Genomic DNA, 14659 nt, shown 5'->3' with positions numbered 1-14659 from the left:
ACAATATCAAAGGGATGGGATGGCGATTCGCGGAATCATAGCCTTGCTGACCGCGACGCTGGTGACAGGCGCACCGGCCTTGTCGGCACCGCCGCAAGCGTCGATCCCCTTCCCCGAACGCGCGACCGCCTTCGCGACCCGCCCGGCGATCGCGGTCGGCACTGCCTGGTATCCCGAGCAATGGTCCGAGGCGCGCTGGGACGTCGATCTCGCGATGATGAAGGCGACCGGGTTCAACACCGTGCGCATCGGCGAGTTCGCCTGGAGCCGGATGGAGCCCGAGGAGGGCCGCTTCGATTTCGCCTGGCTCGATCGCGCGATCGCGGCGGCCGCGCATCACGGCATGATGGTTGTACTTGGCACCCCAACCGCGGCGCCGCCGGCCTGGCTGACCCAGAAATATCCCGACGTTTTGCGCGTCGACGAGAATGGCGCGCGGGCCGGCCATGGCGCACGCCGACAATTCTCGTTCGCGAGCAAGCGCTATCGCGACTTCAGCCGCCGGATCGCGACCGAGATGGCGAAACGTTACGGCCACAATCCCGCATTGGTCGGCTGGCAGATCGACAATGAGATCGGCCCGCCCTCGTTCGACGATGAAGCGGTGGCCGCCTGGCATACATTCCTCAAGGCGCGCTACGGCTCGATCGACGTGCTGAACAAGCGCTGGGCGACCCAATATTGGAGCCAATATTACAACGATTTCGAGCAGGTGCCGCTCCATGCCACCGGCCAGCAGAACCCGGCCCTGTTGCTCGATTTCAAGCATTTCACCACCGCGACCTGGATCGACTACGTCCAGAATCAGGCGCAGGCGATCCGCCCGCTGATCGATCCGCGCATGTTCGTCACCACCAACACGATGTTCTGGAATGCGGGCTTCGACCATTTCGCCATGCATCGCGACCTCGATATCGCGGCATGGGACAATTACATTCCCGACGGACGTCCCAATTGGGTGGCGAACGGCGCCAATCACGACCTCGTCCGCGGCTATAAGCAGCGCAATTTCTGGTTGATGGAAACGCAGCCCGGGCGCGTCGACTGGGTCCCGGTCAACCGCGCGCTCGATCCCGGTCAGGTGCGCGAAATGGCGTGGCAAGCAGTCGCGCATGGCGCCGACGCGGTGCTCTACTGGCAATGGCGCCCGGCCGCCAACGGCCAGGAAACCTATCACGGCGCGATCCTCGGGCAGGACGGCGAGCCCAACCCGATCCAGCCGGAAATCGCCAAGACCGCAAACGAGCTGACCAAGGCGGCTCCGTTGCTCGCCGATACCGTACCGGCCGCGCGCGTCGCGATGATCTTCTCTTATGACAGCCGCTGGGCGATCGACCTGCAGCGCCATCATCGCGACTTCGACCCGGTCAAGGCGTTCACCGACTTCTATCGCCCATTGCGCGTGCAGTCGCAGGGCGTGGCGATCGTGTCGGCGGAGGCCGATCTGTCGCGCTATTCGTTGGTCGTGGCGCCCAATCTCAACGTGTTGACCGAAGATCAGGCCAAGGCGCTCGACAGCTATGTCCGAGCCGGTGGGCATCTCGTGCTCGGGCCGCGATCCGGCATGAAGGACGATGCCAATGCTTTGTGGCCTCAGCGCCAGCCGGGGCCGCTGGTCGATCTGCTCGGCGCGCGGGTCGAGCAATTCTATGCGCTCGACCAGGATGTGGGCATTGCCGGCAGCATGGAGGGCAAGGCCTCGATCTGGGCCGAGGCGCTGACGCCGGTCGCGCGCGACGTCCGCACCCTGGCGACCTATCGCGACGCCGGCGGTTGGCTAGACGGCAAGCCGGCGATCGTCACGCGTACGGTCGGCCGCGGCAGCATCACTTATGTCGGCGCCTGGCTCAATGCCGCGACGATGGCGAAGCTTGCCGCCAACCTGCTCGGCGACGCCAAGATCGCGCCGATCGTCACGGGCGCCGATCCCGACCTCGAGATCGCCGAGCGCGCCGGGGCAGGCAAACGCCTACTCATCGTCATCAACCACGGTAATGTCGCGCATCCGGTCGCCCTGCCCGCCGGTGCCTCGCCGGCTGGAGGGGACTGGGCCGGCGGCCAGATTGCTGCGCATGGCGTGGCCTTGTTCGAAATCGCTCGCGGAGGAAAATGATGAAACCTGGCCTTACCCTCGCCTTGCCGCTGATCGGCCTGCTCGCCGTCGCCGCTGCCGGAACGCCGGAGCGCTGGGTGCCCGGCTGGGCCGCGCCGCCGATCGGCTATGAGCCCAAGATCAAGGAAGCGCTCGGCCGTCCATTCAAGGACGAGAGCGTCCGCCAGGATCTCCGTGCCGGGATCGCTGGTCGGGCGATCCGCGTACGCTTCTCGAACGAGCTGTCGGACGTCCCGCTGCGCATCGGCGCGGTGTCGGTCGTGCGGCTCGACGCGCAGGACAGACCGGTCGCGGGCAGCCTGCGCTCGCTGACCTTCTCGGGCACGCCCGATACGATCATCCCGATCCGCGCGCCGATGCTGTCCGACCCGATCGACTATCCGGTCACGGCCGGCGAGCGGCTCGCCATCACGGTCTATTATCCGGAGGAAGCGGCGCCGCCCGCCCATGCGCAGATGGTCGACGTGGCTCCAGGGAACGCAACTACCGCGCTCACACTGACCAATCCGCAGCACGCGCGAGCCCCGGGCGTGGTCAGCGGATTGGAGGTCTCCAGCCCGGCCGCGACGCGCGTTCTGGTCACCTTCGGCGATTCGATCACCGAGGGCGCGGGCGCATCGAAGGCGATGAGCTGGCCCGACCAGCTCGGTCGCCTGCTCGCCGCCAGTCCGCGCGGGCGGTGCTGGGCGATCGCCAATGAAGGGATTAGCGGCAACCGCCTGCTCAGCATGGGCCGAGGACCCGATGCACTGTCGCGCTTCGACCGCGACGTGCTCGCGGTGCCCAACGCCACCCATGTCGTGATCCTCGAAGGGATCAACGACATCGGCAAGGTGCGCGACCCCAAGGATTGGCAGCCTCCCGCCGCCAATCTGATCGCGGCGTACGAGCAGATGCTGGCGCGCGCGAAGGCACGCGGGCTCAAGGTGATCGTCGGGACGCTGCTGCCGTATGAAGGCGCGGCCTATGCCGACGCCGCGGGTGAGCAAAGGCGTGCGACGGTCAATGCGTGGATCCGGGCGAACGCCAAAAGGTTCGATGGCGTGATCGACTTCGATGCGGCGATGGGCGAACCCGGAAAGCCGACCGTGATGCGGCTGGCGGAGCAGATTGGCGACCATCTGCATCCGAACGACGCCGGCTATGCACGGATGGCGAAGACCGCACTGCCGGTGATTGTGGGTCAGGGCTGCCGGTAAGCGGTCGGCTACCGACGCCGACTTTCAATTACTTCGTCACCCCGGCCTTGTGCCGTGTTCAAGCTTTGGCCTGCCCCCGGCAGGCCAAAATCGTGTCCGGGGGACACGATTTCGCTTTGAACACCACTCTTCCACAACCGAGTTGAGGCGTTGTTGCACGGTGGATGCCGGGACAAGCCCGGCATGACGATTAGGTAGGGACGCGAATAAGCGAGCTTTTGAGGCCAAAGCGGTCCAGGCATCAGCGTTCAACCCGGATCAAATAGCTGGTCGTCGCCGGACTGCCGATCGGGATCTCCCAGCCGGGCTCGATCATCTTGCCCGATATCTCCTTGCCGATCGGGCGCGCCGAGCCATCGAGCGGCTGCGCGAACACGCCGATTGCGCCTTCGAGATCCTTGAGCGTGACCCAGCCGGTGATCGGTTCGATCAAGGTCGGCGCGGTGCCCCAGACGGTCAGATTCGATCCCCGATCATCCCATTTCTGGCCGCTATTCTCGACACGGCCGGTGGTGGTCAGCAGGATGCGATTGGACAGGTTGAGCGGCTTGCCGTCGAGCGACGACAAGGTGATCACCGCAAAGCGGTTGCGGATCTGCGCCGACAGGTTGCGCGTCTCTATGTTGTTGGCGCTGACGAAGCCGACCAATGCCTGGCTGCGCGGGCTGTTGACACTGACCAGGCCGTTCTTGCCACCGTCGGTCAACCAGCTGAGCTCGCCGGTATCCGAGACGATCGGGTTCATCGGTCCGAGCGGCGCTGGCAGGCTGGGCTTGCAGTCGAGACACGACACACGCGAGCCGTGGACCAGCGGAATGCGGACATCGAAACCCGGCGTGTAATAGGGCATCGCCGCGCGCGGCAGCCGCGCCGCCTCGCTGATCTGGTCGGTCGAATAAGACCGTGTCAGCATCGTTTTCGCCGCCGACACGTCGCCGCGCAGGAAGATCATCGCACCGACCGGCATTTGCGCCATCGCCACCGGATCGAGCGTCATGTCGAAATGGTCGGTGATCATCGGCGTCCACTCACCCGCGACCTTGGTCTCGAACGTGTAGAAGAATACCGCGTCCCAATCCTGTAGCGAGGCATAAGAGGCCAGGATCGGAATCATCTCGGCGCCGTAATCGGTCGGGAATGGCTGGTTGACCTCGCTGACCGTGAACGGTTTCCCCGCCACCGCACTGCGCGCGAGCTTGAGGATGGTGGACAGTTCGGGCGAATTGACCATCGGCTGGTTGCGCTGGCCGTAAATTGCCGGGTGCTGCCAATAGACATGCGCGTCGACGATGTCGGACTTGATCAAGGTGCGCAGCAGCGGCTGATTGGCCATGAAATAGGTGTGGTCGGCCATCGGGATGATCGGCACCTTCACCCCGACCTCGTCCTTGAGGAAGCGCTTCATCTCGGCGTGGAAATCGACCTCGACCGAGGTGAGGAAGGCGATCTCGGCATCGAGCCGCAGCCGCGGCGCGTCGGGATGATCGCCGCGGCGCATGAACGGCACCGGCTGGCCGTCGGCGACCCCCGCCATCCGGTGCAGTTCGGCAATCTCGGCGGGCTTGCGGTTCTTCGCCAGCCAGTCGTTGTACATCCTGACCAGCAGCGCTTCGTAATGCGGCGTCATGTCGAGCTGGTAGTTGGGACCGTCCTTGGTCCGCTCGCCGCGCAGCCAGTTCCGCGCCCAGAATTCGAGCAGCGAATTTTCGTTGACGACCTCGACCAGCGCCACCGCCGGATCGTCGGCATAGCGCAGCCCGGTATAGGGGTTGCGATGGCCGAGCAGCTGTTTGGCGTAGTCCTTTTGCAGCGCCACCAGCTCGGGCCCGAAATAGGTGAAGGCCTTGGCGTTGTTGATCAGGTCGACGTCGGGAACCTTGTCGCCCAATTTGAACACGCGCCCGACATTGAGGTTGAAGTCGGCATAGATGCCGTTCTTCTTGAGCTCGGCGATCCAGTAATCGAGCCGGTCGAGCTGATCGGGATTGAAATGCTGGCTGTCGGGCAGGTCGCCGCGGATCAGGCCGCGCGGCGGATGCGTGAAGGGTCCCGCGGTCGGCGAGATAGCGGCGCCTTCGTTGCGAATAGGCAGCGCGGTGTCGGGCCGGTCGAGAAAATGCAGCCGCACGCAATTGACGCCGATCCGCGCCAGCGCCGCGGCGTAGACCTCCGCCGCCTTATGATCGGGAAGCTCGGCCGAGCCCTTGGCCCAGCCGGTCATGTTGAAGCCCCAGCAGCGGAAGCGCTTGCCGTCACCGCGATAGAGGTGCCCGTCCTGGACGCGGATGAAACCGTGGCTGCCAGCGGGACCGTCATGGACGAAGCGCGCATCGGCGGAGGAATCGACCCGCACCTCGTGATCGACGGTAAAGGGCTGGAGCGCCGGCGTGTCGGACTGCGCACCGACCGCGCTCGCGCCCAGCAATGCCGCGGCGATCGCCGCCCAGCGGCTCCAGCGTACCAGTCGCGCTCGCTTGTCCATCACAGCCCCCGTTGCTCGTCGATATGGCGTACGGCGGCCGGCCCGGTGCCGGCCGCCGTTCAGTCGGTGATCAATGCGTTCGAATACGCAGCGCGTAGGGGAAGGACCCGTCGACTGCGAGGGGCAGGCTCACCTTCAGCCCCTGCGGCGTCTGCTGCCAGCTGATCTTGCCGCCATCGAGCAGTTCGATGCTCCTGATCGGCGCATCGAGATAAGGGGTTCCGGCATAGAGAGTCTTGATCAGCACCTTCCCGTCCGACGGCCGCGCCAGCCCAAGCGCGTAAACGGCGTTGCCCTTGGTGGTGAAACGGATGTCCTGCGCCGTGAAACCCTTGATCGCCGACTGCTCGACCTGGCCGCCGACCCGGACCTGGCCCGATTTGGTCGGCCCCTCGCCGAAATATTTGAACGGGCGCGTGCCGTAGATCGCCTCGCCATTGACCTTGAGCCAGCCGCCCATTCCCTTGAGCACCGAGACGATCTCTTCGGGAATGGTGCCGTCGGACCTGGGGCCGACATTGAGCAGCAGATTGCCGTTCTTGCTGACGATATCGATCAGGTCGGCGACTAGAGATTGCGGGGTGCGATAGCTGTCGTTCCTGGCATAGCCCCAGCTTTTCAGGCTGACCGACGTGTCCGACTGCCACGGCGTCAGCCTGAGCTGATCGGTCTTGCCGCGTTCCATGTCGAACAGGGCACTGCCCTCGGCGAACTGGCCGCCTTTATAGGCGATGATCCCCGGCGCCCCCCAGCTCGCGCTGCGGTTGTAATAGTATGCTGCGGTATCGCGCATCCGCGATTCGAACATCGGCGCGGCGGTCCACCAGTCGAAATAAATCAACTCGGGATGATATTTGTCGATCAGCTCCGACGTGCGCCCCATCCAGTCGTCCATGAACGCCTTGCTCGGCGGCAGCCATTCCTGGAGCTGGTTGCCGTCGGGCCAATTGGTCGGGCCGTCAGCGGGCAGGCCCATCGGCGCGGCGGGGCCGTAGAGGCCGGCATATTTCGGATCGTTCACGTCGGAATCGAACGTGCGGCCCATATAATACCACCACCAATGCTCGGCGCGGTGCGAGGACAGGCCGAAATGCATGCCGCGGGCGCGCGCCGCTTTGGCGATCAGGCCGACCACATCGCGATGCGGGCCCATCTCCGCGGCATCCCATTCGGTCAAATCGGACTGGTACATCGCGAAGCCGTCGCAATGTTCGGCGACCGGCACGACGTAGCGCGCGCCGGCGTCGGAAAAGAGCTGGACCCAGGCGGCGGGATCGAACTTCTCCGCCTTGAACTGGGGAATGAAGTCCTTGTAGCCGAACTTCGATTGCGGGCCATAAGTCGCGACCTGGTGCTCGTAGGCGGCGTTGCCCGGCACGTACATGTTGCGCGAATACCATTCGTTGGCGAAGGCCGGGACCGAATAGACCCCCCAATGGATGAAGATGCCGAACTTGGCGTCGCGGAACCAATCCGGGGTGCGATAGCCGGCGCGCAGCGAATCCCAATCGGCCTTGAACGGTCCCTTCGCGATTCCCGTTTTGACGTTGGTCAATTTGGTGGCGAGCCTGGCCTGATAGCCCGGGATTTCGGCCGACGCGGAAGAGGCCGCCAGTGCCAGTGCGGCGCACATTGCCGCTCCGCGCGCGATGCTCTTGATCAGCGTGGCCATCGCTCTCTCTCTCCCGGTCAAAGCGCGCGGCTGATGCCCGTCGCCAAGGCTCGTGATCTAAATCACCGCGCCCGGGCCGATCAAGCTTTATTATCGTATCATATTACATTATTCGACGTTCAAGCGCCAACGATGGGCGGGAGAGGATTATGGGACTCGGACGTCGCGAATTCCTGGCGGGCGCCGCCGCGGGCAGCTTCGCGGTCACGCTGAGCTGGCCCGAAATGAGCGAGGCCGCGAGCGACGACGCCTTGCTCGATCAATTCCGATCGCCTGGCCCTGATGCGCGCCCGCACACCTGGTGGCATTGGATGAACGGCAACGTCACCGCCGAGGGGATCACGCTAGATCTCGAGGCGCTGGCGCGGGTGGGAGTCGGCGGCGTCCACATGTTCGATGTCGGCTGCGGTATTCCGCAGGGGCCGGCCAAGACGCTGAGCGCCGAATGGGTGAAGATGATCCGTCACGCCGCCGACGAATGCGGTCGGCTGGGGCTGACACTCGTCCTGCACAATTGCCCCGGCTGGTCGTCGAGCGGCGGCCCGTGGATCACGCCCGAGCGCGGGATGCAGCAACTCGTGTGGAGCGAAATAATGGTTGATGACGGCGCTCCGATCGACCGCGTCCTGCCGCGCCCGTTCACCCGGCTCGATCATTATCGCGACGCGATGGTGATCGCTTATCCGGCGCTCTCGGGCGACCGCGCCGCCGCGCGCGGCCAGATCGTCCGCGCGACGCTCAACGGCACGTCTGCCGACGTCCGGCTGATCACCGATGGCGACGGGTCGACCGCGTTCGACGTCAAACCGGGAGACTCGCCATCACAAATCGTGGTCGAGTTCGCCGCGCCCTACCGCGCTCGCTCGATGCTGCTGCAGGCGGCGGCGCCGGAGGACAACGCCAATTTCTCGCCTTCGGCCGCCTTCACGCTCGAGGCGTCGGATGACGGCAGGACTTGGCGTCGGCTCGCCCATGCGCCGGTACCGACATGGCGCGTCCACACCACGCCGCCGATCGTCGCCAATTTCGCGGAGACCGCGGCGCGCTTTTACCGGTTGGGTGTACCGGCCGCCTGCCGCCTCTCGGAACTCCGCCTGTCGACCGATCCGCGCGTCGCGGACATCGGCGCCAAAGGCGGCTGGGGGCGCTATGCCAATATCGGCGAGACGCCCGATGCGTCTGACCAGGGCGCCACGATCGATCCGGCACAGGTGATCGACCTCAGTCGCTTTATGGATGCCGACGGCCGGTTGCGCTGGACGCCACCCAAAGGCGCCTGGACCATCCTCCGCTTCGGCCATACCGCGACGGGCGCGCGCAACGTTTCCGCCGCGACCGCGGGCATCGGGCTGGAATGCGACAAGTTCAGTGCCGCCGCGCTCGACTTCCATTTCGACGCCTATTTTCGCGAATTGCTCCCCGCGCTCGAGCGGCTCGGCCGGCGCCAGCTCGCGGGCGTGCTGATCGACAGTTACGAAGTCGGCATGCAGAATTGGACCGCGGCCATGCCGCGCGAGTTTGAGGCACGGCGCGGCTATGCGCTGACCAGATACATGCCCGCACTGACCGGCCGGCTGGTGGGCGACCCTGAGACGACCGAACGCTTTTTGTGGGACATGCGCCGCCTTCAGGCGATCCTGATGGAAGACCTTTATTACGGCCGCTTCCACGATCTGTGCCGCCAGCACGGATTGCTGTCCTTCACCGAACCCTATGGCAACGGCCCGTTCGACGACCAGCGTCCGGGCGCCAAGGTCGACAGTCTGATGGGCGAATTCTGGGTGCGCGGCGGTGCCGCCGCTTATTCAGTCAAGGTCGCCGCGACTACGGCGCACGTCCAGGGCAAGACCTTTGTCGGCGCCGAGTCGTTCACCGGCCGCCCGGCGCAGTCGCGCTGGCAGGAGCATCCCTATGCGATGAAGGGTCTGGGCGACGAAATGTACGCGCTCGGCCTCAACCATTTCGTGTTCCACCGCTATGCCCAGCAGCCGCACCCGACCGCGCGACCGGGGATGACGATGGGCCCCTGGGGATTCCATTTCGACCGGACCAATACCTGGTTCGAGGAAGCACGCCCTTGGCTGAGCTATGCCACGCGCTGTCAGCACATGCTGTCCTCGGGCAATTTCGTCGCCGATATCCTGTTCTTCACGGGCGAGAATTCTCCGGTGCAATGCCCGGTCGATATCGAGGAGCCGATCGCGGCCACCTTGTCGGGCCCGCGGCCCAGGCTGCCGCATTCGGTCCCGGCGGGGCACGATTACGATGTGTGCGGCGCCGATGTGCTGCACGAACGCGCGCGGATCGAGGGCAATCACATCGTGCTGCCCGACGGCATGCGCTACAGGTTGCTGGTGATGCCCGACGACCCGCGCATCACGCGCGAAACATTGGCCAGGATCGACGACCTGGTCCGAGCGGGCATGTGGCTGGTCGGCGCGCGGGTCGAACGCTCGCACGGGCTGCACGACTATCCGAACAGCGATGCCGAGGTGAAACGGCTGGCAAGCGGCTTGTGGGGCGACCTCGACGGCAAGACGCGGACATCGCGCGCCTGCGGCAAGGGACGCGTTTTCTGGGGCGTGTCGCTTGAGCGGGTGCTGGCTGAGGCGGGGTTCGCGGCGGACGTCGCGATCTCGACCCGCGCCAACGACGCCAAGATCCACTGGATCCATCGCCGCACCGCCGATGCGGAAATCTATTTCATGTCCAACGCGCGGCGGCGTCCCGAGGATCTGGTCGCAACTTTCCGCATTGCCGGGCGCCAGCCCGAATGCTGGGACCCGATGACCGGGGAGACCCATTCCCTGCCGGTGTACGAACAGGCTGACGGCCATATCCGCGTTGCCCTTCGGCTCGACGAGGCAGGCTCGTGCTTCGTCGTCTTCCGCAAGCCGAGCACCGCGTCGGGCGCCCTCGCGCTGCGCGGACCGGCGACCGAAGTGCTGCGGACTGCCGCCTATCCCGCTGCGCCGCGCGATGAGGCCGAGGGACGCTTCACGATCTCGGCCTGGATCAAGCCCGAGGTCGAACTGTGGCCGATCAGTCCCGACATGGCCGTGCCCAACCCCGAACCCAGACTGGCGGCCGGACGCGCCGTCGCGCTCGCCCGCGGTGGGAACGTGGAGACGCTGGGGATCGCCGGCGCCAGCTTCCTGATCGATCCACCCGCCGGCAAAACGATCTACGGCGCGGGCAACGCCACCCTAGCGCTTTCCGCCGGCCGCAACGGCGTCATCGCCTATGCCAATGAAGGCGACAGCTATCGCGCGGTTCTGGCCACGCCGACACCGATCGCTGGATGGACGCACCTTGCGCTGACCGCCGACAATGGCCGCACCGCCTTGTTCCTCGACGGGAAGCCCGTCGCGACCGGCATACCGATCAAGGCACGGCTCCACGCGCTGCTCAACGCGACGATCAACCAGCCGCGATTGTTCGAAGGAGACAGCGCCGGGCTGACGCTCCATCGCGCGGTGCTCGATCAATCGGCGATCGGCCGCCTCGCCGCCGAACAGCCCCCTGCTCCCGCCCCGCCGCCCGCGGTTGAAGTCGTGGCGAGTGGCCTGCTCCTCTGGGAGCCGGGAGGTTACAGCCTGGGCGACCGGCAGATCGACTCCGGCACGATCCCCTCGCCCGTCGGTCTTACCGGTCCATGGCAAGTCTCCTTCCCGCCCGGCCTCGGCACGCCCGCGGCGATCACCCTCGACCGCCTCGCGTCGCTGCATCGCCATGCCGATTTCGGGGTTCGGCACTTTTCGGGCACGGCGACCTGGCGGACGCGGTTCGCGGTTCCGGCTTCGGCGCTGGGTAGCGACCGGCGTCTGTATATCGATCTCGGCCGCGTCGAGGTGATTGCGCGCGTCGTGGTCAACGGCAAACCCCTGGGCGCGCTGTGGAAGCCGCCCTTCCGCGTCGATGTGACGGATGCCGTGCGCGCCGGCGACAATCTGCTCGAAGTGCACGTCACCAACCTTTGGCCCAACCGCCTGATCGGAGACGAACACTTTCCGCCGGAGAACGCCTACACGGTCAATGCGTTCGGCTGGGATGGCGGGATCGAGCGGCTACCCGATTGGTATCGCGACGGCCGTCCCAAACCATCCGGCCAACGGGTCGCCTTCACCACCTGGAAACATTATTCGGCGGACTCGCCGCTGCTCGAATCCGGCCTGCTCGGACCCGTCCTGCTACGCAGCGCGCGGTTCATCCGCTTGAGCTGAGCGCGACGTCTACCAGGGTTTGGATCGCGCCACGGCCAGGCCGCGTGTGTCGTTGGGCCATTTGCCGCTGACCGCGCAATAGAAGTGATAGAGAGCGCCGTCGTGATAGATCACGGCGGGTTTGTGGGCGAATTTCTCGTCGATCGAGCCCGGCGCGCCGATGTCGAGCAGCACCTCGTCGACTTTCTCGAACCTTGTCGGCGTGCGCCCGAGCGCAAGCAACTCGCGACACGGGCCGTCATTGGCGCGGCCGAAATAGAACATCCCCCACTCGCCACGATGCTTCACCACTACTGGGTCGCTCGCGAAGCGCGCGTCCGGAGCGCCATTGGGCCCGTTGCGGATCAGCGGATTGCCGGGGTGACGCGTCCAGGTCTTGAGATCCTTCGAGGTGGCGAGCCCGGTCTGCTCGAACCACGGCGTACCCGTCGTCTTGGCGTTGTAGTAGAGATAGAAAGTGTCGCCTTCCTTGATCAGGTACGGCTTGTAGAGCCCGCCGCGTTCCCACTCGGCGCCGTCCTCCGGCCGCAGGATCACCGGCCCGCGTTGCCAGCGGAGAAAATCGTCGCTCCAGGCGAGCCCGATCACCGCCGCGCCCTGCTCATATCCTGCGCCGGGATAAGCGTGCCAGGCGGCAAGGTAACGCCCGCCGACCTTGACCAGCCGCGCTGGCGACTGGAGCTCGTTTTCGCGCAGGATCGAGGCGGAGGCGATATTGTAGCGAGTGACCGGATCATTGGAATCGCGCGAGAGGATCACGCCCTTGCGCGTCCAATGGAGCAGGTCGGTCGATTCGCAGATGCCGGTCTGATAGCCGTCGCCGTCGAAGCCGACATAGGTCAGATAGAATTTGTCATTGGCCGAGAAGACGAACGGACAATCGACGGATTTGGCGTCGAATTCTCCGGCGACACCTGATCCGCCCAGGATCAGCTTCGGATATTTGTACGGCGTGCGATAATCGGCGGCCGGATCGGTGGCGGCGCGCGCGAAGCCGGGAAGCGCCAGCGCGCCGGCGGCGCCCGCCGCCATGCCGAGGATGCCCCGGCGGTCGAACTCGGCCCTCTCCATTGTCCTGCTCCTGCGTCGCCGGCTTACGCCCGGCCATTGCGAAATCACGCTATCGTCCTGCTCAATTGGGGCCAAGTCATTTGTCATATTAATTGTCGTTTTCTGGCGGCGCGCGCGGTTGCTTTATGCGTGACCGGCGTCATAGTTGGGCGGGGAAAAGAACATGGGGACGAACGCTATCCACTTCCGGACCTTAGCCGATGGCTGACCGCGAAATACGCGAGCCGGGCACCATTCGCTCTACCGCTCGGCGCAGGCCGGCGACCCCGATGGAAGCCGAGATCAGCTTCCACAAATTCAACCGCAAGGCGCGATCGAACCACGATCAGGTCGCCCGCGCTTTGGGCATCGAGATCATGTCGGGCGTTTATCCGCCGGGCACGCGATTGCCGCACGAGGCCGATGTGCTCGAGCGGTTCGGCATCTCGCGCACCGTATTGCGCGAGGCGCTCAAGACGCTGACCGCCAAGGGCCTGATCGCCTCCAAGTCGCGGGTCGGCACCAAGGTGCTCGACGAGACCCATTGGAACCTGTTCGACGCCGATGTGCTGTCGTGGAAGGTGGCACAGGGGTTCGACGAGAAATTGAGCAACGACCTCGCCGAGATCCGGCGAGCGATCGAGCCGCGCGCGGCCGCGCTCGCCGCCGGGCATGCCGACCGCGAGGTCATCGCGCAGCTCCGCCGTTGCATCGCCGATATGCGTGCCGCGACCGACAGCCGGCGACATTTCGCCGAGGCCGACCTCGAATTCCACCGCGCGATCGGGGCCGCATCGGGCAACATGCTGATGCGCGCGCTATCGGCGGTGATCGAGACCGCTCTGGTCGAATCCTTCACGCTGAGTTCGCCGGTCCGCGACCTCGCTCAGCACGAAACGGTAGTGCGCAAGCACGAACGCATCGTCGACGCGATCGAAGCGCGCGATCCCCAGGCCGCCGCAGCGGCGATGGACGCAGTGATTGTCCGCGGTGTCAGGGGCGTGGACGGCGCGCTGGTGACCTGACCTGGGAGCTCCCCTCCCTGCAAGGGAGGGGCTGGGGGTGGGTGCGCGCGTCTGCGCGCCCAAAAAAAACCAGCTGATCGGCAAGACAGCATCGACGAGGCATCGAGCCTCGTTGACGCTCACCCATCCCTTAATCCCCTCCCTTGCAGGGAGGGGACAAGACTCGCCTCAGATCGTCCAACCGCCGTCGATAATCTGCACCTGGCCCGTCGTGTAGGTAGCGCCGGCGAGATAGACGACCAGATCGGCGATTTCCTCGGGCGCGCCGATCCGGCCGATCGGCTGGCGCGCAATGAAGGCGGCGCGCGCGCCGTCATAATCGCCGCCGGCGGACAGACGATCGTGCAATGACGGTGTCTCGACCGTGCCCGGACAGATCGCAGTGACGCGGATGTTATTGCCGACGAAATCGGCCGCGATCGACTTGGTCAGCCCAACCACCGCCGCCTTGGTCACGGTATAGGCGAAGCGGTTGGGCACTCCCTTCACGCTCGACGCCACCGACGACATGTTGATGATCGCGCCGCCGCCGCGCTCGACCATGCCGGGCAGAACCGCCTGGCAGGTCCGCGTCATCGCGATGACGTTGAGCCGCCATGCGAAATCGAGATCGGCATCGCTCGTCTCGAGCACGGTTCCGCCGTGGACGACGCCCGCGCAATTGAACAGGATGTCGATCGTCTCGTCGCCAAGCGCCGCGACCGCTTCGGGGTCGAGCACGTCAAGCCGGCGCGTCTCGATCCGCTCGCCGGCCAAGCCGTCCAGCCCCGCTTCGTTGGCGTCGGTGGCAATGACACGCGCGCCCGCGGCGGCAAGTGCCAGCACCGAGGCGCGGCCAATGCCTTGTGCGGCAGCGGTGACAAGGGCGGTCTTTCCAGTCAGGTCGATCAACGTC

General features: G+C 65.6%; 8 protein-coding genes. 4 read left to right on the top strand and 4 right to left on the bottom strand.

Annotated elements, in window-relative coordinates:
* Positions 1 to 19: 19 nt before the first annotated feature.
* Positions 20 to 2113 carry a beta-galactosidase gene (locus AC1DRD_RS15695; protein ID WP_478042072.1) on the top strand — a complete coding sequence of 698 codons (2094 nt, stop codon included), beginning with the start codon at positions 20 to 22 and terminating at the stop codon, positions 2111 to 2113.
* The gene (locus tag AC1DRD_RS15690) at positions 2113 to 3312 is read left to right on the top strand and encodes an SGNH/GDSL hydrolase family protein (protein ID WP_478042071.1); all 1200 of its coding nucleotides are present in this window, start codon (positions 2113 to 2115) and stop codon (positions 3310 to 3312) included. Before AC1DRD_RS15695 ends, AC1DRD_RS15690 begins: the two co-directional genes overlap by 1 nt.
* A 241-nt stretch (positions 3313 to 3553) precedes the next feature.
* Here the strand turns inward: AC1DRD_RS15690 and AC1DRD_RS15685 are convergent, their stop codons facing one another.
* On the bottom strand, positions 3554 to 5794 hold the full coding sequence (locus AC1DRD_RS15685; protein WP_478042070.1) for a hypothetical protein: 2241 nt from the start codon (positions 5792 to 5794) through the stop codon (positions 3554 to 3556).
* 70 nt (positions 5795 to 5864) lie between these two features.
* Positions 5865 to 7466: an alpha-L-fucosidase gene (locus AC1DRD_RS15680; protein WP_478042069.1), complete on the bottom strand. Its 1602-nt coding sequence runs from the start codon at positions 7464 to 7466 to the stop codon at positions 5865 to 5867.
* Between the two features lie 149 nt (positions 7467 to 7615).
* Here AC1DRD_RS15680 and AC1DRD_RS15675 point away from each other — a divergent pair, with 149 nt between their 5' ends.
* Positions 7616 to 11689: a glycosyl hydrolase gene (locus tag AC1DRD_RS15675; RefSeq protein ID WP_478042068.1), complete on the top strand. Its 4074-nt coding sequence runs from the start codon at positions 7616 to 7618 to the stop codon at positions 11687 to 11689.
* Between the two features lie 9 nt (positions 11690 to 11698).
* Here the strand turns inward: AC1DRD_RS15675 and AC1DRD_RS15670 are convergent, their stop codons facing one another.
* Positions 11699 to 12760 carry a glycoside hydrolase family protein gene (locus AC1DRD_RS15670; RefSeq protein WP_478042067.1) on the bottom strand — a complete coding sequence of 354 codons (1062 nt, stop codon included), beginning with the start codon at positions 12758 to 12760 and terminating at the stop codon, positions 11699 to 11701.
* A gap of 200 nt (positions 12761 to 12960) precedes the next feature.
* Between AC1DRD_RS15670 and AC1DRD_RS15665 the strand changes: the two genes are divergently transcribed.
* Positions 12961 to 13764: a FadR/GntR family transcriptional regulator gene (locus tag AC1DRD_RS15665; RefSeq protein ID WP_478042066.1), complete on the top strand. Its 804-nt coding sequence runs from the start codon at positions 12961 to 12963 to the stop codon at positions 13762 to 13764.
* Between the two features lie 168 nt (positions 13765 to 13932).
* Here the strand turns inward: AC1DRD_RS15665 and AC1DRD_RS15660 are convergent, their stop codons facing one another.
* Positions 13933 to 14655, bottom strand: a complete 723-nt coding sequence (locus AC1DRD_RS15660; protein ID WP_478042065.1) for an SDR family oxidoreductase — start codon at positions 14653 to 14655, stop codon at positions 13933 to 13935.
* Between the last annotated feature and the right edge of the window lie 4 nt (positions 14656 to 14659).

The organism is Sphingomonas sp. P4_G2 (assembly GCF_056401155.1).
Note: the sequence above shows the minus strand (reverse complement) of the source record. Positions and strands in the feature narration are given on the sequence as shown.

Excerpts from the sequence above, each read along its gene's own strand:
- AC1DRD_RS15690 (WP_478042071.1), top strand. The coding sequence starts at position 2,113 with ATGAAACCTGGCCTTACCCTCGCCTTGCCGCTGATCGGCCTGCTCGCC.
- AC1DRD_RS15695 (WP_478042072.1), top strand. The coding sequence starts at position 20 with ATGGCGATTCGCGGAATCATAGCCTTGCTGACCGCGACGCTGGTGACA.
- AC1DRD_RS15670 (WP_478042067.1), bottom strand. The coding sequence starts at position 12,760 with ATGGAGAGGGCCGAGTTCGACCGCCGGGGCATCCTCGGCATGGCGGCG.
- AC1DRD_RS15665 (WP_478042066.1), top strand. The coding sequence starts at position 12,961 with ATGGCTGACCGCGAAATACGCGAGCCGGGCACCATTCGCTCTACCGCT.
- AC1DRD_RS15685 (WP_478042070.1), bottom strand. The coding sequence starts at position 5,794 with ATGGACAAGCGAGCGCGACTGGTACGCTGGAGCCGCTGGGCGGCGATC.
- AC1DRD_RS15680 (WP_478042069.1), bottom strand. The coding sequence starts at position 7,466 with ATGGCCACGCTGATCAAGAGCATCGCGCGCGGAGCGGCAATGTGCGCC.
- AC1DRD_RS15675 (WP_478042068.1), top strand. The coding sequence starts at position 7,616 with ATGGGACTCGGACGTCGCGAATTCCTGGCGGGCGCCGCCGCGGGCAGC.